Annotated in this window: 15 protein-coding genes; 9 read left to right on the top strand and 6 right to left on the bottom strand. The window is 45.9% G+C overall.

Going from position 1 to position 24787, the window contains the following annotated elements:
- Window positions 1-96: 96 nt before the first annotated feature.
- A complete protein-coding gene (locus AB4209_RS04140; protein ID WP_372054926.1) occupies window positions 97-1095 on the top strand; it encodes a substrate-binding domain-containing protein in 999 nt (332 codons plus the stop codon).
- Window positions 1096-1314: 219 nt separating this feature from the next.
- Here the strand turns inward: AB4209_RS04140 and galM are convergent, their stop codons facing one another.
- From galM to galE, 4 genes are all read right to left on the bottom strand, one after another.
- Window positions 1315-2394 (bottom strand): galactose-1-epimerase, encoded by a 1080-nt coding sequence (galM, locus tag AB4209_RS04135; RefSeq protein WP_372054924.1) that lies wholly within the window; start codon window positions 2392-2394, stop codon window positions 1315-1317.
- Between the two features lie 111 nt (window positions 2395-2505).
- The gene (gene galK / locus AB4209_RS04130; RefSeq protein ID WP_017060799.1) at window positions 2506-3666 is read right to left on the bottom strand and encodes a galactokinase; all 1161 of its coding nucleotides are present in this window, start codon (window positions 3664-3666) and stop codon (window positions 2506-2508) included.
- 191 nt (window positions 3667-3857) lie between these two features.
- On the bottom strand, window positions 3858-4913 hold the full coding sequence (locus tag AB4209_RS04125) for a UDP-glucose--hexose-1-phosphate uridylyltransferase (RefSeq protein ID WP_065584017.1): 1056 nt from the start codon (window positions 4911-4913) through the stop codon (window positions 3858-3860).
- Window positions 4914-5141: 228 nt separating this feature from the next.
- Complete coding sequence (gene galE / locus AB4209_RS04120; RefSeq protein WP_371720860.1) at window positions 5142-6152, bottom strand: UDP-glucose 4-epimerase GalE; 1011 nt, start codon at window positions 6150-6152, stop codon at window positions 5142-5144.
- A 393-nt stretch (window positions 6153-6545) separates the two neighbouring features.
- Here galE and ebgR point away from each other — a divergent pair, with 393 nt between their 5' ends.
- From ebgR to AB4209_RS04080, 8 genes are all read left to right on the top strand, one after another.
- Window positions 6546-7529, top strand: coding sequence for a transcriptional regulator EbgR (ebgR, locus tag AB4209_RS04115; RefSeq protein WP_017069515.1), 984 nt, complete (start codon window positions 6546-6548; stop codon window positions 7527-7529).
- A gap of 324 nt (window positions 7530-7853) precedes the next feature.
- Window positions 7854-10985 carry a beta-galactosidase subunit alpha gene (gene ebgA, locus AB4209_RS04110; RefSeq protein WP_372054921.1) on the top strand — a complete coding sequence of 1044 codons (3132 nt, stop codon included), beginning with the start codon at window positions 7854-7856 and terminating at the stop codon, window positions 10983-10985.
- Window positions 10986-10988: 3 nt separating this feature from the next.
- Window positions 10989-11441, top strand: a complete 453-nt coding sequence (locus AB4209_RS04105) for a beta-galactosidase subunit beta (RefSeq protein WP_017069517.1) — start codon at window positions 10989-10991, stop codon at window positions 11439-11441.
- Window positions 11442-11639: 198 nt separating this feature from the next.
- A complete protein-coding gene (locus AB4209_RS04100; RefSeq protein WP_372054919.1) occupies window positions 11640-13064 on the top strand; it encodes an amino acid permease in 1425 nt (474 codons plus the stop codon).
- A gap of 574 nt (window positions 13065-13638) precedes the next feature.
- Window positions 13639-15072, top strand: coding sequence for an amino acid permease (locus AB4209_RS04095; protein WP_017069519.1), 1434 nt, complete (start codon window positions 13639-13641; stop codon window positions 15070-15072).
- A 427-nt stretch (window positions 15073-15499) separates the two neighbouring features.
- Window positions 15500-16564 (top strand): protein YgjJ, encoded by a 1065-nt coding sequence (gene ygjJ, locus AB4209_RS04090; protein WP_102319937.1) that lies wholly within the window; start codon window positions 15500-15502, stop codon window positions 16562-16564.
- 15 nt (window positions 16565-16579) lie between these two features.
- Complete coding sequence (gene ygjK / locus AB4209_RS04085) at window positions 16580-18973, top strand: alpha-glucosidase (protein WP_102319936.1); 2394 nt, start codon at window positions 16580-16582, stop codon at window positions 18971-18973.
- Window positions 18974-19365: 392 nt separating this feature from the next.
- On the top strand, window positions 19366-20706 hold the full coding sequence (locus AB4209_RS04080; protein ID WP_017060807.1) for an MATE family efflux transporter: 1341 nt from the start codon (window positions 19366-19368) through the stop codon (window positions 20704-20706).
- Between the two features lie 93 nt (window positions 20707-20799).
- Here AB4209_RS04080 and AB4209_RS04075 read toward each other — a convergent pair whose 3' ends face one another.
- Both AB4209_RS04075 and AB4209_RS04070 read right to left on the bottom strand, forming a co-directional pair.
- Entirely contained in the window at window positions 20800-22494 is a 1695-nt protein-coding gene (locus tag AB4209_RS04075; protein WP_102319935.1) for a solute:sodium symporter family transporter, read from the bottom strand.
- A 102-nt stretch (window positions 22495-22596) separates the two neighbouring features.
- Complete coding sequence (locus AB4209_RS04070) at window positions 22597-24699, bottom strand: alpha-galactosidase (protein ID WP_102319934.1); 2103 nt, start codon at window positions 24697-24699, stop codon at window positions 22597-22599.
- Window positions 24700-24787: the final 88 nt, after the last annotated feature.

The following is a 24787-nucleotide window of genomic DNA, read 5'->3' as shown; positions in this document are numbered from 1 at the left end:
CGGTAAAGATCTCATTACTGGAAGTAAAATGAGAGTTTCGTTGCCTTACTATCATTGTCGGTGTTAAATAGATGCAGCAATGTATAGAGGTTAAAAATGGCAACAATTAAAGATGTAGCAAAGGAAGCTGGTGTTTCTGTTGCAACCGTATCTCGAGTGATCAACAAGTCTCCCAAGGCGAGTACAAGCTCGGTAGAGTCTGTAACTAAAGCGATGTCTAAACTCGGCTATCGCCCGAATGCCAATGCTCGAGCGCTGGTAAGCCAAAGCACGAACACTGTTGGTGTATTGGTCGGTGACATCTCCGATCCCTTTTTTGGCACGCTGGTTAAGGCTGTCGACAATGTCGCTCGTGAGAACGGAAAACATATCCTTGTCGGTAATGGCTCGCACGATCGTGAAGAAGAGAGACAAGCGATTGAATTGCTGATTAACAGCCGTTGTGACGCCCTGGTGATCCACTCTAAAGGCCTCACCGACGAAGAACTGATTGCCTATGCAAAAGAGGTCAAAGGCTTAGTACTGATCAACCGTTATATTGCTGAGATTGCCAACCACTGTATTTTCTTAGACAACAAAAAAGGTGCGTATCTTGCGACGGAATATCTGATCCGCCATGGCCATAAGAACATTGCCTGTATCGCCTCATCGCATAGCATTGAAGATGCCGATGAGCGTATCCAAGGTTACTTAGCGGCACTCTCAGATTACAAAATAGCGCTCTCTGACAGCTATATTGAATACTCAGCGCCGACCAGTGACGGTGGCGAATACGCCATGACTAACCTTCTGACTAAGTCACTGCCAATCACTGGCATTGTGGCGTACAACGATTACATGGCGGCTGGTGCTTTGTCTGTCCTTGATGAAAACGGTATTCAAGCGCCAGACAAAATGTCGATCATCGGTTTCGATGATGGTTTGATTGCCCGCTATGTTCATCCAAAGCTCACCACTATTCGCTACCCGATTCAGATGATGGCAGAGAAAGCGACACGACTCGCGTTGCACTTAGCCAAAGGTGAAAACACCTCAACTGAACCAATGATGTTCTCTCCAACTCTGGTACGCCGTAATTCGGTAGAGAAAGTCTAGGTTCTGGTCGACTCATCAAGCAATAAACAAAAAAAAGCCCTAACAGAATCGCTTCTGTTAGGGCTTTCCTACCTTACTCAGATACTCAACAATCGCGCTTAATAAACCGCACTCTTGTTGAGCGCCACTTTTGCTCATCCCCCAAGAACAACGCGATAATTCACATCGTCCTATTCACAAACAAAAGATATTGACGTAACCGCTTTGAGCTAGAGCGTACTAGTTTGAAGAATCCCCCGAAAATTCAAACTGGTAACAGGTACTGTAGTTATATTCTTGTTCAGGCTTGAGAATACAACTGTCCTGCTTCCACTCTGGGTGGTTAGGAGAGTCAGGTAAGAACTGGGTTTCTAGCGCCAAACCAGCGTAGTCTTCATAGCTGCCACCACTTCGGTTTGGTGTGCCACCAAGCCAGTTTCCGGTGTATAGCTGCATCGCAGGTTTGGTTGAAAATACTTTTAGTGTGACGAGCGCATCCGGTGAGGTTACGGTCGCGGCGCATTGAGTGCGTTTGCAGCCATCAGCCAATAAGAAAGAGTGGTCGTAACCCTTTGCTGCTTTCTGCTGTTCATCGCCCAACAAACGCTCTGAGATCATCATAGGCTGATTGAAGTCAAAGCTGGTCGATTTCACTGATTTAAGGTTACCTAACGGAATACCCACCGAATTGGTCGGTAAGAACTGATTAGCATTGATACTGACAATGTGTGACAAACAATCGTGTCCAGCTTCAGCGCCAAGTAGATTGAAGTACGCATGATTCGTTAGGTTGACTACAGTCGGCTTGTCTGTGGTTGCAGAGTAATTAATGGAAACTCGATTGTCTTCGGTGATGTCATAACGCACCGACACATTCAAATTCCCCGGAAATCCTTGGTCGCCATCAGGAGACTCAAGAGTAAACACCACTGACGTTTCGGTTTGCTCGGCAATATTCCAACGGCGTTTATCAAACCCGTTCGGGCCACCATGTAAGGTATTGCCCGCTTGGTTGGTTTCCAGCTTGTAATTCTGACCATCAATTTTGAAACGACCATTAGCAATGCGGTTAGCATAACGGCCAACAGTTGTGCCCATATAGCTGGCTTGTTTATCGAAGTTCTCCATTGAGTTAACACCCAACAAAACTTCTCTTTTGTTTCCTTTTACTGGCAGGATACAGCTCAACCATGTTGCACCAATATCCATGAATGTCACTTGCATGCCATGCGTATTTGATAGCGTCACTAACTGAGCGGGTTGGCCATCATAGGCAGGAGTCTGCGTCATGGATTGATGCAGGTTTTGCTCTTGTGTCATTCTAAATTCCTTCTAGTGCCAGTAAAAAGCCTCTACCTGAAGTAAAGGCTTTAGCATTTGGCCTACCATGATCTTTTTACTTGGTAAGCTCTATATTAAATCTCGAAGCCGTTAGATTACTTCAACTAAGCCTGCTCCGTCTTTCGCTTGGCACACATAAATAGATTCTTTTAGACCCGTCGCCGCTTGATATTTCTGCTCAACGGTTGTTTTGATTTCATCAACCAATGCAGGTGGAACCAATGCCACAATACAACCACCGAAACCACCGCCAGTCATACGCACGCCACCTTGTTCACCGATCACTTCTTTGACCATATCAACCAGCGCATCAATCTCTTTCACCGTGATTTCAAAATCATCACGCATTGATGCATGCGATTCAGCCATCAACTCGCCCATACGCTTCATATCATGAGTGCGTAGAGCTTGAGCCGCTTCAACAGTACGGTCATTTTCAGTAATCACGTGACGAGCACGTTTCGCGACCATTTCATCCAATTCAGACTCTTTCGCTTTGAATTGCTCAATGGTCACATCACGAAGTGCCGGAACACCAAAGATGCGCGCCGCTTCTTCACACTGTTCACGACGTGTGTTGTATTCGCTGTCGACTAAGCCGCGTTTCTTGTTTGAGTTAATGATAACCACAGCCATATCTTCTGGCATTGAAACCGCTTGAGTCTCTAGGCTACGACAATCCAAAAGCATCGCGTGGTTTGCGCGACCTTCTGCAGAGATCATTTGGTCCATGATGCCGCAGTTACAGCCCACAAATTCGTTTTCGGCCTGCTGACCATTTAGCGCCACTTCAGCTTGGCTGATCTCTAGGTTATAAAGCACCTTGAATGTTTGACCAATCACCACTTCCAGCGCCGCAGAAGAACTTAAACCTGCACCTTGAGGCACGTTGCCCGTTACAGAGATGTCTGCACCTGTAAATTCAAAGCCGCGACCTTTTAAGCACTTCACCACACCACGAATGTAGTTAGCCCACATCTTGTCTTGTTGGAATGTGATCTCTTGAGTTAAATCGAACTCATCGACTGCATTACCGTAGTCCACTGATACTACGCGAACAATGTTGTCGTCACGCTTAGCCGCGGCGACTACCGTTTGGTAGTTAATGGCACACGGTAGAACAAAACCATCGTTGTAGTCAGTGTGCTCGCCGATCAGGTTCACACGACCTGGTGCTTGGATAATATGAGTCGCTTGGTAACCAAGGACTTGCTCAAAAGATGCTTTCACGTTTTGGATTAGGTCAGACATAAGTAAACTCTCTGGTTAAACTCTTTGTTCAATTGGTTATGGCCCCTTCACGGCACCACTTTAATTCTTTTAGATTCCCTATCTCATTCGTCTCTCACGGTAGGGAATGACAACATCAGCCTTTCACCTGCCGTCATTCCAGAATCGAGGGACGAGATATCAGGAATCTCACTCGTTATCTACGAAACAGGCTATTCCTGATCTTTATAGTGAACGTCACTCAAATCACGAAGACGCTGCGCCGCTTGTTCTGCAGTTAAATCACGCTGAGACTCAGCCAACATTTCGTAGCCCACCATGAACTTACGAACCGATGCGCTGCGTAGTAGCGGCGGGTAGAACAATGCATGCAGTTGCCAGTGATCGATGTCCGTACCTTCTTCGAAGAACGGCGCATAGTGCCAGCCCATTGAGTAAGGGAATGAGCACTGGAACAAGTTGTCGTAACGACTAGTCAGCTTCTTAATCGCAAGCGCTAGATCATCACGTTGTTCGTCAGTCAGTTCGCTCATACGGCGGATGTGTGTTTTTGGTAGCAACATGGTTTCAAATGGCCACGCAGCCCAATAAGGCACCACAGCGATCCAATGTTCAGTTTCAACCACAGTGCGAGAGCCGTCTTTCATTTCAGATTCAACGTAATCCACTAAAAGATTCGAACCTTGTTGTTCAAAGTACTCTTTTAACAGTTTCTCTTTGCGTTCAATCTCGTTGGGCAAAAAGCTGTTTGCCCAGATCTGACCGTGTGGGTGTGGCTGAGAACAGCCCATGGTCTCGCCTTTGTTTTCAAACGCTTGAACCCATAGGTAGTCTTTACCTAGCTCTTCAATCTGTTCATTCCATGTGTCGATAACACCGCGAATCTTGTTTACTGGTAACTCTGGCAGCGTTTTGCTGTGGTCCGGAGAAAAACAGATCACGCGGCTCAACCCGCGAACACCTTGAGTCTTGAATAGAGGGTTTTCAGACTCTGGAGCGTCAGGCGAATCGGGCATCAAGGCCGCGAAATCATTACTGAATACGTAAGTGCCGTCGTAATCTGGGTTTTCGTCGCCCGAGATACGCGTATTGGTTGGGCACAAGAAACACTCTTTCTCGTACGCAGGAAGCTGCGCGGTCGATGGTTTTTCATCTTGGCCACTCCAAGGACGCTTTGCTCGGTGCGGTGATACTAAGATCCACTGACCCGTTAATGGGTTATAACGACGGTGCGGATGGTCTACTGGGTTAAATTCAACTTTTGACATGTTTAGATTGCTCTCAAATTTTGTGTCTTGGTCAATTCACCAAGATGAATAATTCTTCTACAAGGAGATTCCCTATCACGCTCGTGCCTCGCTGTAGGGAATGACGTGTAATCTCGTTGTGCTATTTGTGCAAAGGCCACCACTTCATAGCCTTATGCTCATCCGTCATTCCAGAATAAAGGCACGAGATATCTGGAATCTCTATTTTTTCAATAGCTTAAAAGTTCTTTAGTAACCTTGTGGGTTATTCGACTGCCAATTCCATGTATCCGCCGTCATCTCCATCACGCTACGCGTCGCCTTCCAGCCAAGCTCGCGCTCTGCTTTTTCAGTACTTGCCCAACATTCGGCAATGTCACCTGCGCGGCGTGGGCAAAGTTCATAAGGAACCGGTTTGCCCGATGCTTGTGCGAAGGCTTCAACCATCTCGAGTACACTTGAGCCTTTGCCCGTACCTAGGTTGTAAATGTGTAAGCCCGCTTTCTCGCCAACCACTTTTAGTGCTGCGACGTGACCGTCCGCTAAATCCATTACATGAATATAGTCACGAACGCCTGTTCCATCGACTGTTGGGTAATCGTTTCCAAAAACAGCCAGTTTTTCACGGCGACCGACGGCTACTTGAGCAATAAACGGCATTAAATTATTTGGGATACCTTGTGGGTCTTCACCCATAGTGCCCGATGGATGTGCGCCAACTGGATTGAAGTAACGCAGTAAAGTGACGCTCCAGTCGTTCTCCGCGTTGAACAGATCGCTCAAGCACTCTTCCACCATATATTTGCTGCGACCATAAGGGTTAGTTGTCGCGCCAGTTGGTGAAGTTTCAGTAATCGGCACTACTTCTGGATCACCGTAAACGGTAGCCGAAGAACTAAATACGATGCTTTTCACGCCCGCTTTCTTCATGCTTCGAGCTAACACTAGTGAACCATTAACGTTGTTATCGTAGTACTCCAAAGGCTTAGCCACCGACTCCCCTACCGCTTTCAGGCCAGCAAAGTGAATCACCGCTTGGATATCGTTTTCTGAAAACACGCCATCTAGAAAAGATTGGTCACGAATGTCGCCAAGATAAAACGTTGGTCGCTTGCCAGTTAACGATTCGATTCGTTTCAGCACTAGCTCTTTGCTGTTGCAAAGGTTATCAACAATGATCGGCTCCATACCTGCCTGTATCATTTGAATGCATGTATGACTTCCGATGTAACCCATGCCGCCCGTAACCAGTACTTTCACAATCAACCTCTCTTTGTCGTCATTCGTGGGCTAACTCGAACTGATATTCAGCTCAGTAGCACCGTATGTCAGAAATAGTAGCAGCCATTTTGACTATAATTCTGTGATCAAAACCACGAAGTGTAAACGTTTACACTGAATTTCATCATTGGAACTGATCATGACATAGAGAGAACGCATAGCTGTTAACCTCTAATTCATTGAATTTTAATAAGATAATTATAGATAGTTAGATTTGAGACATCACAGATGAGTTGAGCATTTATTTTACTAAAAGTTAATGCAATGACGTCCAGTTTGATTACAATAGGTCTGTAGAATAAAGAGGTGCATTGCTTTTTTACTAAATACCAATTTCAAAGCAGCGCAATGTTCCAATAACAGGAAGTGAGTATGGCAACGTTAAAAGATATCGCGACTGAAGCGAATGTATCATTGGCTACAGTTTCAAGGGTTCTCAATGAAGATCCAACATTAAGCGTCAAGGAAGAGACCAAAAGGCGTATCTTTGAAATTGCAGAGAAGTTGGAATACAAAACCAGCAGCTCACGAAAAACCGTTAGCAGTAAAAAACAAAACCATCACTTCCTAGCACTGTATAACTACAAGCAAGAAGCGGAAGTTAACGACCCTTACTATCTATCGATTCGCCACGGGATTGAAACCCAATGTGAAAAGATGGAAGTTAAGCTAACCAACTGTTATGAAAGTAAAATACAGATCAATTCAGCACCAATCACAGGTGTTTTGTTGGTGGGTAGAATGACACCAGAGGTTATCGAGCAAGCTAAAAAGCTGAGCGATAATATCTGTTATGTCGATTTTACCGATCACTCAGAACCTTATGACTCTGTCGATATCGACCTGGCTTTGATCAGCAAAGAGATCACCAACTTCTTTATCAACCAAGGCTATGAGCGCATCGGCTTTATTGGTGGCCAAGACGACGTCAATACCCCTGATATTCGTGAAGTCGCTTTTGCTGAATATGGTGGCCTCAAGAACGTTGTCAGTGAGCAAGACATCTACCGTGGTGACTTCTCTAGCTCATCAGGTTACAAGCTTGCAAAACAGATGCTCGCGACGGGCGACTACCCTAAAGCCATGTTTATTGCGTCAGATTCCATCGCAATTGGCGTTTTACGAGCAGTTCATGAGCACGGATTAAACATCCCTGAAGATATTGCGCTGATCAGTGTAAACGACATCCCAACAGCTAAATTTACCTTCCCATCTTTATCAACTGTTCGTATTCACTCTGAATTGATGGGAATTCAAGGCGTTAATCTGCTGATTGAGAAAGTACGCGACGGCCGAACCATCCCACTACGTGTCTATGTACCAAGCAAACTCAAGCTGCGCGATACAACAAAATAATTAAATATATCAAGTAGATAAATAAAGGCTACCTTTGTTGAAGGTGGCCTTTTTTGTGCCCGTCACATACATCAATCTCCACGTATCCCCCTCTTTAATCTGCTACATAAATCAGCCAATAGCATTCTTTTAAGTGGATCACACAGCACCGTAAAAAGACCATAAAAAACGTGATGAAGTTAAAGTAAAACGTTTTCACCATTTTCATTTAGTAAAACTTTTACTAATAATTACCTCAATCCAAAAATACTCGTATTCACTACGACCCAATTACGCATAAGAACGTCGGTCAGCAAACTGCATTCAGACCGAGAGAGAGGCAACGTGAACAACTGGGAAAACTTCCTGAACTTACATGAGAACCGTATGGCACCACGTGCTTACTTCTTCTCATACGCATCAGAAAAAACCGCTAAAACATTTCAACGTGAACTAAGCAGCCACTTCCAACTACTAAGTGGTCAATGGAATTTCAGCTACTTCACTAACCCGCTCTTGGTTCCTGAAGAGTTTTACTCTCAAGAGATGAGCGATTGGGGCCACATTACGGTGCCAAATATGTGGCAGATGGAAGGCCACGGCGATCTTCAGTACACAGATGAAGGTTTCCCATTCCCAATTGATGTACCTTTCGTACCGTCAGATAACCCGACAGGCGCATACCAACGTTCGTTCTTCCTTGGCGACAGCTGGAACGAGAAACAAACCATTATTAAATTCGATGGCGTAGAGACCTACTTCGAAGTTTACGTAAATGGTGAGTACGTTGGTTTCAGCAAGGGCAGCCGCCTAACCGCTGAATTCGATATCTCTAGCCACGTAAAAGCGGGCAACAACCTACTTTCTATTCGCGTGATGCAGTGGGCAGACTCCACCTACATTGAAGACCAAGACATGTGGTGGACAGGCGGCATCTTCCGTGATGTTTACCTTGTTGGTAAAGAACAACTTCACGTTCAAGACCTAATGGTTCGTACTGATTTTGACGACGCTTACCAAAGCGCGACCCTTTCGTGCAACGTTGCTCTAGAAAACCTAGCAGCAGCGACTAACGCAACTCTTGAGTACGCATTGCTTGATGGCAGCCAAGTTATCTCCCAAGGCTCAGTAGATAACTTAACTGTTCCTAACCAACAGACTGGCGGCAATGCGAACACTCAATTCTCTATCGATGTCGTGAACCCTGTTCAATGGAATGCTGAAAACCCATACCTTTACCAACTGTTGCTGACGCTAAAAGACACAGACGGCGAAGTGCTAGAAGTGATTCCACAGCGCGTTGGTTTCCGAGACATTAAAGTTCGCGATGGTCTGTTCTACATCAACAACAAATACGTGATGCTGCATGGTGTAAACCGTCACGACAACGACCACCTGAAAGGTCGTGCTGTGGGCATGGATCGCGTTGAGAAAGACTTGGTGTTGATGAAGCAACACAACATCAACTCAGTACGTACTGCGCACTACCCGAATGACCCACGTTTCTACGAACTGTGTGACATCTACGGCCTGTTCGTGATGGGTGAAACCGATGTCGAAACTCACGGCTTTGCTAACGTTGGCAACCTAAGCCGCATCACTAACGATGCAGCATGGGAAGCGGTGTTTGTTGAACGTATCGAACGTCATATCCACGCTCAAAAGAACCACCCTTCTATCATCATGTGGTCTTTAGGTAACGAATCAGGCTACGGCTGCAATATCCGCTCTATGTACGATGCGGCAAAAGCGATTGATGACACCCGCTTGGTTCACTATGAAGAAGACCGCGATGCTGAAGTGGTCGACATCATTTCAACCATGTACTCACGTGCTCAACTGATGAATGCCTTCGGTGAATTCCCACACGAAAAACCACGCATTATCTGTGAATACGCACACGCAATGGGTAATGGCCCAGGTGGCTTAACCGAATACCAAAACGTGTTCTACAAGCACGATGCAATTCAAGGTCACTACGTTTGGGAATGGTGTGACCACGGCATTCTAGCGCGTGATGAAGCAGGCACAGAGTTCTACAAATACGGCGGTGACTACGGTGACTACCCGAACAACTACAACTTCTGCATGGACGGTTTGATCTACCCAGACCAAACGCCAGGCCCTGGCTTGAAAGAGTACAAGCAAGTGATTGCCCCAGTGAAGCTTCGCGATTTCGATGCACAAACGGGCACCTTCACGGTAGACAACAAACTTTGGTTCTCAAACATCGATGACTACACCATCACTGCGGAAATCCGTGCTGAAGGTGAAACCATTGCTGTGCAACACATCAAGATTGAAGAACTGGCAGAAAACTCGAGCCGTGAACTGACACTTAACTTGCCACAACTTGATGAGCGCGAAGTGTTTGTGAACTTTACCGTGCGCAAGGATTCTCGTACGCCTTACAGCGAAGCGAACCACGACATCGCGGTGTATCAATTCCAAGTGAAAGAGAACACAGCACAGCTAGAAGCCTTCACTAACAACAATGCGACAGCACTGAATGTGGAAGAGTCTCGTTTAGCTTACCTAATCAAAGGCCACAACTTCGCACTGAACTTCTCGAAAGTGAACGGCAAGCTGACGTCATGGTTGGTCAATGGCGAAGAGATGATTAAGTCAGAACCACGAATCAACTTCTTCAAGCCAATGATCGATAACCATAAACAAGAGCACGATGGTTACTGGGAGCCTGCACACTTGCAAATTATGCAGGAGCACTTCCGTAGCATTGACCTTGAATGCGTTAACGTTGAACAGGTAAATGGCAAGGTAGAGATCACCACCACCAGCATCATTGCTCCACCAGTATTCGATTTCGGCATGCGTTGTGAATATCGCTACCAAGTTAATGCTGAAGGCCAATTGAACGTTGAGCTAAGCGGCGAACGTTACGGTGAGTACCCTCATGTAATTCCTGTGATTGGTTTTGATATGGGCATCAACGGCGACTTCGACCAAGTCCAATATTACGGACGCGGCCCTGAAGAGAACTACCAAGACAGCAAGCAAGCCAACATGATTGATGTGTACCAATCAACCGTTGCAGACATGTTCGAGAACTACCCGTTCCCACAGAACAACGGCAACCGCCAACACGTTCGTTGGGCTGCGCTTTCAAGCCGCGCGGGTAATGGTATTGCAGTAAAACCACAGCAAGAAATCAACTTCAGCGCATGGTTCTACACCAACCAAAACCTGCACCAAGCACAACACACCATTGAGCTAGAGAAAAGCGGTTACATCACGTTAAACCTAGATCACCAAGTGATGGGCTTAGGCTCTAACTCTTGGGGCAGCGAAGTGCTCGATTCTTACCGCGTTTACATGGACGGGTTCCGCTACGGTTTAACTCTGATTCCATTCCAAGCAGGCGATTGCGATGCGCAGCACCTAATCAATCACAACTTTGGCGATGAGTTTTTTACGGTGAATGCACCAAAAGCTCAACCACAACTGAACGAGGCATAAGCGATGATCGTTTTAGAGAACTTAGAACAATTTAAAGTCGTCTACCGCGATGGTCGTAAATGGCAACGCTGTGTAGAAGCGATTGAAAACATCGGAAACATCAAAGATGGCGTGATGTATTCAATTGGTGATTCACTAGCTTACATGATTGAAGACGGTGTGGCTCGTAACACAGAAAACTTCACCGGTAATCGTCGTTACTTCGACGTGCACTACTACCTAGAAGGCCGTGAAACGGTTGAATTCGCAGCGAAATCAGAGCTAGAGCAGATCCAAGCTTATAGCGATGAAACCGACCGCGAACACCTAATGGGGAACGGTGAAACTCGTGAGCTAGCTGAAGGCCAAGTGGCGATCTTTGACAACAGCAAAGCTTACCGCTTTCACGGTGACAACCGAGTTCGCAAAGTGGTGCTGAAAGTGACCATTGAAGACGGCTACTTCCTTAATAAGTAAGTAACGGAAGCTAAATAAGTAACCGACATTAAGCTACCGAAGCCAAACAGCCGAAAATAGCAACCACAAGATCTATTCACAGTGTGACTGAGGCTTGCCGTTTAAGACTCAGCCACACTGCAAACGCCTTTATGCTTCTTCCCTACAAGGAAGCTTAAAGATATAACGACTATAATTACGTGACCCTTGGAGGACACTATGTCTGAATCTGTACGCGGTAAGTTAGGCAAATTTGCCCTACTCTCCATGACATTTGCAGCGGTATTTAACGTTCGCAACATTGTAAACAACAACATCGAATTGGGATTGAGTTCCGCTCCTATCTTTTTGCTTGCGACCCTTATTTACTTCATTCCGTTCGTATTCATTATTGCTGAATTCGTATCAGCAAATAAAAATTCCGAGTCAGGCATGTACGACTGGCTTAAAAAACCGCTAGGCTCAAAAGCAGCCTACCTAGGTTCCTTCCTATACTGGTTCGTAAACCTTTTCTGGTTTGTATCCCTGCTACCAAACGTAATCGCCTATGCGTCTTACGCGATGTTGGGCTATGAATACGCCTTCTCGCCAGTCGTCACATCGGCTATCTCGATTGCTCTGTTTGCTGCAGCAACTCACATCTCAACCAAAGGCGCGAGCTGGCTAGGTAAGATTGCCGAGATCGTGGCCTACGGTGTATTCGCTCTGTTTGCAATCTACGTTATCGGTGCACTAATGGCACTGGGCGGCAACCATGAGCCAGTAGAACCAATCACGCTTGAAGCAATGACACCGACCATCAACTGGGCAACGCTAGGTATCATGTGTTGGATCTTCCAAGCAGCCGGTGGTGCAGAAACCGCAGCCGCTTACCTAAACGATGTTAAGGGCGGTCACAAGTCTTTCATCAAGGTTATCATTGGTGCAGGTATCGCAATCGGCGCAATGTACGCAGTGGGCTCTCTTCTAGTAAACGTATTCGTTGCTCGTGATGAACTGACCTACGCTGGCGGCATGGTTGAAATCTTCACAGGTATGGCGAACTACTTCGACATTTCACAATCTCTAACGGGTCGCTTCGTCGGTATTATCCTATTCGTTGCTATGTTCGGTTCGATGATGATGTGGACAGCAGCTCCAGTAAAAATTCACTTCTCTGAAATCCCTAAAGGTGTTTACGGCGAGAAGACAACAGAGCTTAACGAACACGGCGTGCCAGTACGTGCAGCTTGGTGGCAGTTCGCGTTTGTATTCGTGATGCTTGTGGTGAACGGCTTCGGCTCTGAATCTGTACAAGACATGATGAATACAGCAATCAATCTAACAGCAGGTACCGCAATGCTACCGCCAATCTTCATCATGGTGGCCTACTTTGTATTCCGCTTGAAACACGACGACACACCGCGTGATTTCCGCATGGGTACTCGAGTTCAAGGTATGGCAGTAGTATCGGTACTGATTGGTATCTTCATTGTGAGCATGACAGCATCGGCATTCCCGACAGGTGTTGACCTTGTTCAAGCCTTCTTAATCAACGTCTTCATGACAGCGGTATTCTCTGGTATCGCATGGTGGTGGATCTCTCGCTTTGAAAAGAAGCAAGCAGGTAAAGAAGCAAAGCTAGAAACGGCTAAGCAGTCGTAATCCAGAATCTATACATCTAGTTAAAAGCGCCTTAATTGGCGCTTTTTTTGTTTTAAATCAGATAATTAAAACAAAAACCCCAAAAATAAAAACGGCGTTCCGTCAAGGTTTCAGTTCACGAAAAACACCAATTAATAGGTAATAAAACTCAAATAAAAACCAAGGTAAAACATTAACTAAATTTATTTACTCAAGGTCACATATTTGATCAATTTCGATTAACTTCCCGCCGCTTAATCTTTAATCTTCTTGCTGAAGAGACAAACTGATTCATATAAAGAAAGCGACAAAAAAGCCCCTACACGCCTTATAAATCGTCGCTCATGAGACAAGCAATCTCTTCAATGAACTTCTTAATCTTTAACTCTTTGTTTTGGTAATAAGTTTACTGAAATACCAAAGAAAAAAATCCCAAAGAAGTCCGATCGTAAATCTATAAAAACAACAATGAGTCAACCCTGACAAAACAAAGCGGGTGTTTGCCAAACCAACATAACAATAAAAGTGCGGCCTAGAGCTTCCCTCTCTAGGACCAAGTTATAACGATCATCAACGTGATTCACCGGAGAACATCATGTCCGAAAATAAACGCAGTACGATAGGCAAATTTGCCCTACTGTCTATGACCTTCGCGGCGGTATACAGCTTCAATAACATCATTAATAACAACATCGAGATCGGCCTTTCCTCGGCTCCGATGTTCTTTCTAGCAACCATCTTTTACTTTGTGCCATTTTGTTTGATCGTTGCAGAGTTTGTGTCACTGAATAAAGACTCTGAAGCGGGTGTTTACTCTTGGGTTAAAAGCTCTCTAGGCGGCCGCTGGGCGTTTATTTCAGCTTACACCTACTGGTTTGTTAACCTGTTCTTCTTCACATCTCTGCTGCCTAGAATCATCGCTTATGCGTCGTATGCGTTCTTAGGCTTTGAGTACATATTCACGCCAATGACCACCGCGATTCTGAGTACCATTTTGTTTGCGGTCGCGACTCATATCTCGAACAACGGCGCGAAACTACTGGGCCCTATCACTTCACTAACATCCTCACTGATGCTGCTGTTAACGATGTCTTACATCTTGTTATCTGGCGGTGCTTTGGTAGGCGGTATCGAGCCAGCTGACCCAATCACCATTGAAGCCATGACACCAAGCTTCAACTGGGCATTCCTTGGCGTAATCACTTGGATCTTCATGGCGGCAGGCGGTGCAGAATCGGTCGCGGTTTACGTTAATGACATCAAAGGCGGTCACAAGTCTTTCGTTAAAGTCATCATCATTGCCGGTATCTTCATCGGTGCGCTTTACTCGGTAGGATCTGTGTTAGCAAACGTGTTTGTTTCGCGTGAAGAGCTTAAATTCACAGGCGGCTCAGTTCAGGTATTTGAAGGGCTAGCAAGACACTTTGGCCTGTCTGAAATCTTGATGAACCGTTTCGTTGGTGTGGTTTCATTCACGGCGATGCTGGGCTCTCTGCTGATGTGGACGGCAACACCCGTTAAGATTTTCTTCTCTGAAATCCCTAAAGGTATCTTCGGTGAGAAAACGGTCGCTCTAAACAAACAAGGCGTTCCAGAGCGTGCGGCTTGGATTCAGTTCTTGATTGTGATTCCACTGATGTTCATTCCGACACTGGCGTCCGATACGGTTCAAGATCTGATGAGTACCATTATCAACATGACAGCTGCAGCATCGATGTTGCCACCGCTATTCATCATGATCGCGTACCTTAATTTACGTTTGAAGTTGGATCACTTACCTCGTGATTTCAGAATGGGCTCACGTATGACAGGCATTACCGTGGTCTCGATTCTGATCGGCATTTTCACTGTTGGCTTCTTTGCGTCAACCTTCCCAACAGGTGCTGACATCATGACCATCATCTTCTACAACGTGGGCGGGATTGTTATCTTCCTTGGCTACGCGTGGTGGAAGTACGGAAAATATGAAAAAAGCTTATCTCCAGAAGAGAAAAAACTAGAAGCAAAACCTGAACCGGCGAACGCTTAGTTTACCCTGCACTCTGATTTAAACTTCGGGCACTCTGACTTAAACTTCAGGCACTCACATTTGGTGAGTGCCTTTTTATTTGTCGGTACATTTCCACTAACCATCTCGATTAAATCAAAGCCATTCAAGAATCAAAACATTCGAACCAACAATCTAACCACCCATCAAACAATTCACCTCCCGAATACTTACAACCCTAGCCATACCTCTGCAAATTCAACTGAAAGTCAAAATAAAAACAAAGTAAATATTTACTAAAAATAGATCACACTTTTAAGCTTAATTAATTTTAAACATCAAAATTATCATTAATATTGGTTTTGCGATCGTAAGTAACCTGACCAATACGCCTTGAAGAGCACCCCATATTAGAAGTCAGAACTGCTTGCGAACCTTCATTTATAACCCCGACACAGAAGTGATTAAAATGAAAAGTAGTTTTACTAAAAACACTCTTATTACAAGCTGTATTCTTGCTGCCTTAAGTACCACTGCCCACGCGGAAGAGTCCGCAGCAAACCACAGTGATACTCAGCCTCCTCAGACAGAAACTGAAACCCTATTTAACTTTTATGGTGAGCTTGGCCTTGGTGGTCACGTGGCACTCGAAGGTGATGATAAAGGCCGCTACGCAGACGGTACTTACATTGAAGCTGGCTTGGCTATCGAGCACGGTAATTGGTTTGGTCTTGCTTATATGGAGGGCTGGACAGTACAAGCCGATGACGAAGGCAATGCTTGGGCAACGGGCCACGGCTGGGGCGGTTTTGAAGGTGGTTTCAACCGCTTTTACGCTGGCTACCGCACAGATAACAAAACAGAATTCATGATTGGTCGTATGGACTCTTCATTAGATGACGTTCAATGGTGGGGTGACCCTACGGTTGAATACGGCTACGCGATCTCAAACACGCGAGACGTGCACCTTGGTGTGAAGATTCAAAACCTAGAAGGCAAGCTTCGCTACAGCGTTTCTTTCGCGCCAGAGTCTGACTTCTCTGAAGACGATGCCCTACTTCACTTCGGCAAGTACGATAACTTTGCAGACCAATGGAAAGACAAGAACGCCATGGTCAATGGTTACCTTCAATACGATATGACCGACGACTTAACCCTAATGGGTGGTGGTGAAGTTCGTAACAACGATGGTGGTGAACTATTGCTATTGGGTGCTGAGTACAAAAACTTCGCCACTCGTGTTTGGCACGATACAGATAAAGGCAACCAAGAGTCTTTCGGTAGCGAATCAGGTATTCAAACCAGTGCATGGTATGAAGCCGCACAAGGCGTTTACCTATCAGCAGCCTACAACTACGCAAACTTTGACGGTGACAATGGCGACAAAGAGATCACCTCTTACATCAATGCTGGCGTTTGGTACGAATACGGCAACGGCGCATTTGCGACTGCTTTTGATAGCCGCTTTGGCGTAGGCAGCGACACTGAAATCGGCGACGCTCAGGTGTTCGCAATGCAATACTTCTACTGGTAATAACAGGAATTGATCATGAAACTGAATAAATCATTCGCAGCTCTCGCTATCGGTGCAGCCCTTGTCGTTACTGGTTGTGCATCAAATTCCATCTCTGGCTCAAGTTCTGATACTGAGCAACTGCAAGCCAACGAGTTTAAGAACGTTATCGACCGTACTGGCTCGCCAGAATACATGCGAGATTACGACTTCGATGACCACCAACGCTTTAACCCATTCTTCGACCTAGGCGCATGGCACGGTCACCTACTGCCAGACAGTGCAGAAGGCATGGGCGGATTCCCAGGTACAGCACTGCTTACCGAAGAATACATCAACTTCATGGCTGATAACTTCGACCGCCTAAGCGTGTTCAAAGATGGCAAAAAAGTGGCTTTCACTATGGAAGCTTACAGCCTACCGGGCGCATTGGTTCAGACACTAAAATCTGACGATGTGACTGTAGAAATGACGATGCGTTTTGCTTCAAACCGTACCTCTCTACTAGAAACTAAAATCACCACTGATTCCCCGGTTGAATTAGTGTGGGATGGTGAACTACTAGAAAAGACCCACGCCAAAGAAGGCGTTTCGCAAACCGACAAAACAATCGCTGAAACTTACCCTGAGTATGACCGTCAAATCGTCGCAACCGACGATGGCCTAAAGGTGACCTTCGGTAAGGTTCGTTCGACATGGGATCTACTGACTTCTGGTGAGTCTGAATACCAAGTTCACAAGTCGATTCCAACGAAAACCACGGTTGATGGTTTAGCGTTTACTTCAGCGGCAAACATTGAAGCATCGACGACTATCTACACCACATACTCGCATGTTCTAACGGCAGAAGAAGCGCAAGCGGAACAGCCTGAAATCAAAAAGATCATGGCAAACCCTACCGACTTCTTAGCCGCATCAGCAGAACGTTGGGAAGGCTATCTTGAGATGGGTTTAACCAACCCGAACGCGACACCAGAGCAAGAGCGTGTTGCGGTTAAAGCGATGGAAACCCTAAACGGTAACTGGCGTGGCGCTGCAGGTGCGATGGAGTTTGACTCTGTGACACCATCCGTGACGGCGCGTTGGTTCTCGGGCAACCAAACTTGGCCTTGGGACACATGGAAGCAAGCCTACGCAATGGCTCACTTCAACCCAGATGTAGCGAAAGATAACATCCGCGCGATGTTTGCCTACCAAATTCAAGCTGACGATCCTGTTCGCCCTTGGGATGAAGGTTACGTGCCAGATCTATTGGCTTACAACCTAAGCCCAGAACGTGGCGGCGACGGCGGTAACTGGAACGAACGTAATACCAAACCAAGCCTAGCTGCATGGGCCGTGATGGAAGTCTACAAGACCACCAGCGATGAAGCTTGGCTAGAAGAGATGTATCCAAAGCTAGTGGCTTACCACGACTGGTGGCTACGCAACCGTGATAACAACGGCAACGGTGTTCCAGAATACGGCGCAGCACGCGACAAAGCACACAACACACCTGAAGGTGAAATGTACTTCACCGTGGTTCGTGGCGATAAGCACGAAACAGTCGTAGGACAAGCAGCACTGGATAAAGTGGTAGCAGAAGGCAACTACGATTACATCGAGAGCCCCGCACAAACGGCTGCATCTTGGGAATCAGGCCGTGACGATGCAGCCGCATTTGGCTTCATTGATAAAGACCAGCTAGACGCATACGTTGCAAACGGTGGTAAGCGCAGCGATTGGGATGTTGAGTTCGCTCAAAACCGCGCTGAAGACGGCACTTTGCTTGGCTATTCATTGCTGCAAGAGTCCGTTGACCAAGCAAGCTACATGTACAGCGATAACAAGTACCTAGCAGAAATGGCTGACATTCTAGGTAAAGACGCAGAAGCGAAAGAGTTCCGTGAAAAAGCAGAGCACCTATCGAACTACATCAACACCTGTATGTTCGACGAAGGCACTCACTTCTTCTATGACATTCGTATTGAAGACAAGCCTTTAGCCAATGGCTGCGCAGGCAAACCGATTGTCGAGCGTGGTAAAGGCCCTGAAGGTTGGTCACCACTGTTCAACGGTGCAGCAACACAAGCTCACGCTGATGCCGTGGTCTCTGTGATGAAAGATACCTCAGAGTTCAACACCTACGTTCCACTGGGCACAGCAGCGCTTTCTAGCCCAGCATTTGGCCCAGATATTTACTGGCGTGGACGTGTATGGGTAGACCAGTTCTACTTCGGCCTAAAAGGTATGGACAGCTACGGCTACCGTGACGATGCGATTGAAATGGCAGGCGCATTCTTCGACCACGCCGATGGCTTGGTACAAGACGGTCCTATCCGTGAGAACTACAACCCGCTAAACGGTGAACAACAAGGTGCTCCAAACTTCTCTTGGAGTGCTGCCCACCTATACATGTTATACAACGATTTCTTTACTGACGCAGAGTAAGTAAAAACCTATACCTGTCTTCTGAAATTCAATGAAAATCTAACCTCATAAATTTCAGACTTTGGCACTCAGTTTCTCGCTGAGTGCCTTTTTTATATCTGAAGTAACGTAAGCGAAAAACAAGCACTTAGACCATTTGGCCTACCATGATCCTTTTACTCTGTTCGTTGTACTCAGCTAACACAGGCAAGCTTTTACTCACAAAAAGCAAAGAGTGCTCTTGCTATGAAATCCCATTCAAAAATTTCATCACCCTCACTGAAATATTGAATTCTGAAGACTTATTCGAATTTTATTTATCCTTATTAGCCTTCCGGACATTAATTTGATAGTCGTTTACTAAATAATAGCTAAACTATAGCGTCGCCTACCCCTTTTTTGAGAAAACCTAAATGCCTAATGCTGATTCCACCCTAAACAAACGTATGGGAATCGTTGCGCTCACCTGGCCAATTTTTATCGAAGTTCTTTTAAGAACCGCACTCAACACCAGTGATGTATTCATGTTATCGGGATACTCGGACAAAGCCGTGTCTGCCGTTGGTGTTATTTCTCAGATATCCTTTTTCCTGATCATTGTCTCGACCATGGTCAGCAGTGGTACGGGTATTCTAATCGCGCAATACAATGGTGCTTCCCGCACTCAAGAGAGCGCTCACGTGGGTGTAGCAAGTATCATTCTGGCCATTATTGCCGGTGTGCTACTGAGTGTGATTGCCGTTCTTGTTGCTGAATATTTTATCCCGCTTTATCAACTCGAACCTCAAGTCGAACAGTACGCGCAAGAATACCTGTTCATCAGTGGTGCTCTCACCTTCAATGTAACCATAGGTGTGGTTCTCACCACTATTTTGCGCAGTCATGGCTATTCAAAGTCACCGATGGTGATCAATATGATTGCAGGTGTCATCAACGTATTCGGTAACTACTGTGCCTTATATCAACCTTTTGGTTTGCCTGTATACGGCGTGCAAGGGGTTGCGACCGCGACCGTCATTAGCCAAGTAATCGGAATGTTGATCTTGATTGGTGTGGTCAGAAGCAAAGGGATTTATCTACCAGTGAAGCAGTTTAAATCTGTGCCGAAAGCCATCTATCAAAAAATCATGAAGATCGGCTCGATGAACGCTGGAGAAGTGCTCTCTTATAACATGGCTCAGATCAGCATTACCTTCTTTGTAGTGCAGATGGGTACGTCTTCACTGGCTGCGTTTACTTACGCACAAAACATCGCTCGCCTCTCTTTTGCGTTTGCACTGGCAATTGGTCAAGGCAGCCAAATCCAAACAGGCTATTACATTGGTAAGGGTTGGATCGACGAGATTACCAAGCGCGTGCAACGTTACTTTGTGGTTGGCTTTATCGCGTCAACCGCGATCACCTGCATGGTGTATGTGTTCCGTTTCGAAATTCTCGATCTGTTCACGCAAGATCCAGAGATCATTGCGCTAACGGCGGCACTGATTGCAGGTTCCATCATTCTTGAAGCTGGACGAGTATTTAACCTTATCTTTATCTCTTGTCTAAAGGCTGCTGGCGACATTAAATTCCCGATCAAAATGGGCATTCTCAGCATGTGGGGCATTGGGGTTGCCATGAGCTATTTGCTTGGCGTGCATTGGGGTTATGGCGTATTGGGTGCTTGGATGGCAATCGCGATGGACGAGTGGTTCCGTGGAATCATCATGGCCTATCGCTGGCGAGCTAAGAAATGGACTCGATTCTCTTTTTAGACTTTTTAGCCTTCCATTTATCTTCACAAGATCGAAAAACGCCGCTCCTATTTCCAAAGAGCGGCGTTTTCGTTTTTAATTACCCGAACTCATCTACGCGGTCGCAAGTGCTTTCTTTCGCTTTGCTAGTCGTCCAAAAATACCGAGCAACATAACAATGCCACACACGCCATAAACTTGCATGATGGTTGGATCGTCCGATACAAAACCCACATCCGAGAACATAACGTAAGCACCAAGCACCATGTAAAGAATAATAGCCGAAGCCTCGAAACGGAACTCCCAAGGTGTCACATCAATATTCTCATTGACTGGCATCACGTACTCAGACTCACGCGGCATAAAGTAACCAATGATGAACATCAACGCGGTACATACCACGAACAGAATCGCTAATTGATGTAGGAAGTGAATCGGAGTTTTGAACACCAACTGCATTGCAGCGTAAGAACTTACAAACACCACCAACGCCACTTTCGCCGCTACAGCTGGTACACGTTTAGAGATATAGCCGACAAACACGATAGTGAAGATTGGCACACTGAAGAAACCTGCCACCATTTGTAGATATTGGAACAAACCTTCTGGTGCGTACATGATGAATGGTGCGATACATACCGAGATAATCGCAATCACGACACCAAAAATACGCCCTTTACCCACTAGCTCTTCATCGGTTTTACCTTGTCCGAATAGCGGCTTATACACGTTCAATGCAAACAGAGTCGTTGAGCTGTTCAACACACCATTAAAGGTACTCAAAATCGCACCAAACATCACCGCAACGAAGAAGCCCACTAGCGGCTTAGGCAAAACTTCATTAACTAAACGGGTGTACATGGTGTCTGGATTACCCGCATCAGCGCCAAACATATGGAAAGCAATGATACCCGGAATGATCAAAAACAGCGGAGAGATGACCTTAATCGCACCGGCAAGGATTACACCTTTCTGACCTTCTTTCAGGTTCTTAGCACCCAATGCGCGTTGAATGATAGATTGGTCAGTACCCCAGTAATACAAGTTCACCAAAAGCAGACCTGTGAACAATGTTGAGAACGGCAGTGGATCGGTTTCTGTACCCACCGATTGGAGCTTCTCTGGCGCGGCATAAAGCAGAATATCTAAGCCAGCACCGAAACTCCCCTCGCCCAACACCATTAAACCAAATACAGGGATCATCATGCCGCCGACAATCAAGCCTACACCATTAATGGTATCTGCAATTACAACCGCCTTTAGGCCACCATAAATCGCGTAAAAGAAGCCAAGTAGACCAATCGTCGCCGAAATCAGTGCAATTGAACTAAACTCTGAAATATTTAGCAGGGCCTGAACATCGAAGATTTCACCCAAAACAACAGCGCCCGCGTAAAGTGTGGTAGGCAAAATGTTGATCACGTATTGGCACAAGAAAAGTAACGTCACAAACTTCTTCACCGACATGTCGTAGCGGCTCTCTAAGAAATCAGGAATGGTGGTGATACCTTGTTTCAAATAACGAGGAACTAACATTAAAGCAATAATCACCAAGGTGACACCAGAAGCCACTTCCCAACCCATGACACTCATGTTGTGGGTGTAAGATTGTGCGCTCATGCCCACGAAACTGGTGGCACTCAAGTTCGTTAAGATAAGTGAGCTGGCAATTAAGCCACCGGTTAAGCTTCTTCCGCCAAGAAAGAAACCATCTTGTGAGGTGTTTTTGTCATTTTTCACTTTGTTGTAGGTAAACGCGACTACAAACCCAGTAAATAACAAAAATGACAACAGAACGGTAATAGACATTTTGTTTTCCTTAAGTTGAGTTATTGCGGCAGCAATACCTCGCTGCCGATTATAATTTTTATATTTAGATTTTTATTTGTAGGGGTACTCAGAGTCAGAGATTCACATCTTTTTTAGATGCACAATCAAGGCAGACTCTGGGTCGAGAATAGGTAAGGTCAATCCAATCTCTTTGAGGTTATCGCCGCTTAAAGTCAGAGTTTTATCTAACCATTGAGGGCGTTGCTTCATGAGTTGGAAACTGGTTTGTGGCATCTCCACTAACTTCACTTGATACAGCGCACTGTCTTCCACGCAGCTAATACGAAGTGGTGATGGCAGAGCGTATTCAGGCATGGCCAACTGACACACGGTGATCAGCATTTCATCATCATTCTGCACCCCATAGATGTTCTGGTTTTTGTCCGCGGGATCCATGCGGAAACTACGACCTGAGTGCAAAATATGGCGGAACTGCTTATGCAGAGAGATGTAGTGAGAGAAAGCTTGCTTCTCTTGTTGCGACTCTTTAACCGGGTCAAGTTCAACGCCCATGTGCCCCATCAAAGCGGTGACACCACGCATATTGATACTGTGACGACGATTGGTTGAATGGCACTCAGCAGGGCCAATGTGCGCACCCATAACTTCTGGTGGGAAGAAGTAGCTCATGCCTTTTTGAATGGCTTGTCGTTCCAATGCATCGTTACAATCGGATGCCCAGAATCGATGTGTTCTTTTAAGGATTTCAAAATCAATGCGACCACCGCCTGATGAGCAAGATTCAATCTCGACCTTAGGGTGTGCTTGATTCAGTTGATCAACGAGACGATACAAGGCTTCAGTTTGACCATGCACCGCCGCCTTACCTTGGTGGCCCGGCTGAACTAATTCACGATTCATGTCCCACTTTAAGTAGCCGATATTGTACGTAGTCAGAAGCGTATCAAGGCGAGAGAACAAGTAGTCAAAGCACGCTTCATTCTGCAAGTCTAAAACATACTGCCAACGACCAGACGGTTGATGATAACCTTGCAAACCTAGGACCCAATCAGGATGGTTACGGTATAGGTTTGAGTCTTGGCTGACCATCTCAGGTTCAACCCACAACCCGAACTCCATCCCCTGTTGGTTAACGTGTTCAATCACAGGTTCTAAGCCATTTGGGTATTTCACTTCATCGAGATACCAATCGCCTAAGGCCGTTCGTTCGCCATCACGACCAATAAACCAACCATCATCAATAATGAATCGTTCAACACCCATTGCGCCGGCTTCGGTTGCCATCTGCATGATGTATTCCGGTTTATGGTCGAAGTAGATGCCCTCCCAAGTATTTAAGTGCACAGGGCGAGGTTTATCGGTAGGGAATTGAATAATGTTGTCACGAACAAACTGCTGAAAACGTTGAGCAATACCGTTCAAACCAGAGTTGCTGTAACAGCCATAGAGCCAAGGTGTCTGGTAAGTAGCCTCTGGTTCTAGAATCGATTCACCCGCTAACAATAACTCTCCCGCTTGTACAAAGCGGCGGCCATCACTGCGAACATCAGCACGCATTTGGTGGTTACCACTCCAACCTAAATGGAAGCCCCACACCAAACCATTCTGTTCTGAGAAACCTTGCGTTCCTGCAAACATGCCAGGGAAGTTTTCATGTGAAGTACGGCCGCGACGGTTCTCTTGCATGAAGCCACCATGCTCAAAACGCTGACGTTGCGTTTGGAACTCATGACACCAACGACCATGGAACGTCATCAATTCATTGGCGTGGTTTGGCAGCGGCAACGTTGATGACAGCTTATTTAAATAGTATTTACTGCCCCCTTTGTTGGTTACTGTGATGCGCTTTTGAACCACATCCGATTCGTAATCCAGTTTAATTTCAACCGTCAATTCAAGCTTAGACACGGTGTCTTCTAGAACAAAAGTGGCTTGCTGAACCTGAGCTTCCACGCGGACGGTATTAAAAACGGGTGCCCAATCAAAACCATCACGATGCCCTTCTATTCCCGGCGCATTAAAATGACCGCTACCCAATTCAGGACAAAGAGAAAGCGGTACATCGACATCAAGGCGTGCTTGAGAGATCGGTCTCTCGGTTGATAACAAAAGATCTTCATCAATACTGGCGATCTTTGCGCCCCAGTGAAGAACCTCTGGAGTACGGCCCGATTTGATGATCAAACTGTGGTTTTTACTTGTTAGATGAATAAATTCGCTCATAGCCAATCTCATATTGTTTTCGTAAACATAAACTAAAATTAATAGTGAACTTGAAGACTGAAATTAGTACTAAAAAGGCTAAATAACG

Source organism: Vibrio sp. 10N.286.48.C11 (assembly GCF_041469805.1).
Lineage (GTDB): Bacteria > Pseudomonadota > Gammaproteobacteria > Enterobacterales > Vibrionaceae > Vibrio > Vibrio crassostreae_C.
This window is presented reverse-complemented; position numbering and strand designations above follow the sequence as displayed.

Excerpts from the sequence above, each read along its gene's own strand:
- AB4209_RS04080 (WP_017060807.1), top strand. The coding sequence starts at position 19,366 with ATGCCTAATGCTGATTCCACCCTAAACAAACGTATGGGAATCGTTGCG.
- galK (WP_017060799.1), bottom strand. The coding sequence starts at position 3,666 with ATGTCTGACCTAATCCAAAACGTGAAAGCATCTTTTGAGCAAGTCCTT.
- AB4209_RS04095 (WP_017069519.1), top strand. The coding sequence starts at position 13,639 with ATGTCCGAAAATAAACGCAGTACGATAGGCAAATTTGCCCTACTGTCT.
- AB4209_RS04070 (WP_102319934.1), bottom strand. The coding sequence starts at position 24,699 with ATGAGCGAATTTATTCATCTAACAAGTAAAAACCACAGTTTGATCATC.
- AB4209_RS04100 (WP_372054919.1), top strand. The coding sequence starts at position 11,640 with ATGTCTGAATCTGTACGCGGTAAGTTAGGCAAATTTGCCCTACTCTCC.
- AB4209_RS04105 (WP_017069517.1), top strand. The coding sequence starts at position 10,989 with ATGATCGTTTTAGAGAACTTAGAACAATTTAAAGTCGTCTACCGCGAT.
- ebgR (WP_017069515.1), top strand. The coding sequence starts at position 6,546 with ATGGCAACGTTAAAAGATATCGCGACTGAAGCGAATGTATCATTGGCT.
- ygjK (WP_102319936.1), top strand. The coding sequence starts at position 16,580 with ATGAAACTGAATAAATCATTCGCAGCTCTCGCTATCGGTGCAGCCCTT.
- galM (WP_372054924.1), bottom strand. The coding sequence starts at position 2,394 with ATGACACAAGAGCAAAACCTGCATCAATCCATGACGCAGACTCCTGCC.
- ygjJ (WP_102319937.1), top strand. The coding sequence starts at position 15,500 with ATGAAAAGTAGTTTTACTAAAAACACTCTTATTACAAGCTGTATTCTT.
- AB4209_RS04125 (WP_065584017.1), bottom strand. The coding sequence starts at position 4,913 with ATGTCAAAAGTTGAATTTAACCCAGTAGACCATCCGCACCGTCGTTAT.
- AB4209_RS04075 (WP_102319935.1), bottom strand. The coding sequence starts at position 22,494 with ATGTCTATTACCGTTCTGTTGTCATTTTTGTTATTTACTGGGTTTGTA.
- AB4209_RS04140 (WP_372054926.1), top strand. The coding sequence starts at position 97 with ATGGCAACAATTAAAGATGTAGCAAAGGAAGCTGGTGTTTCTGTTGCA.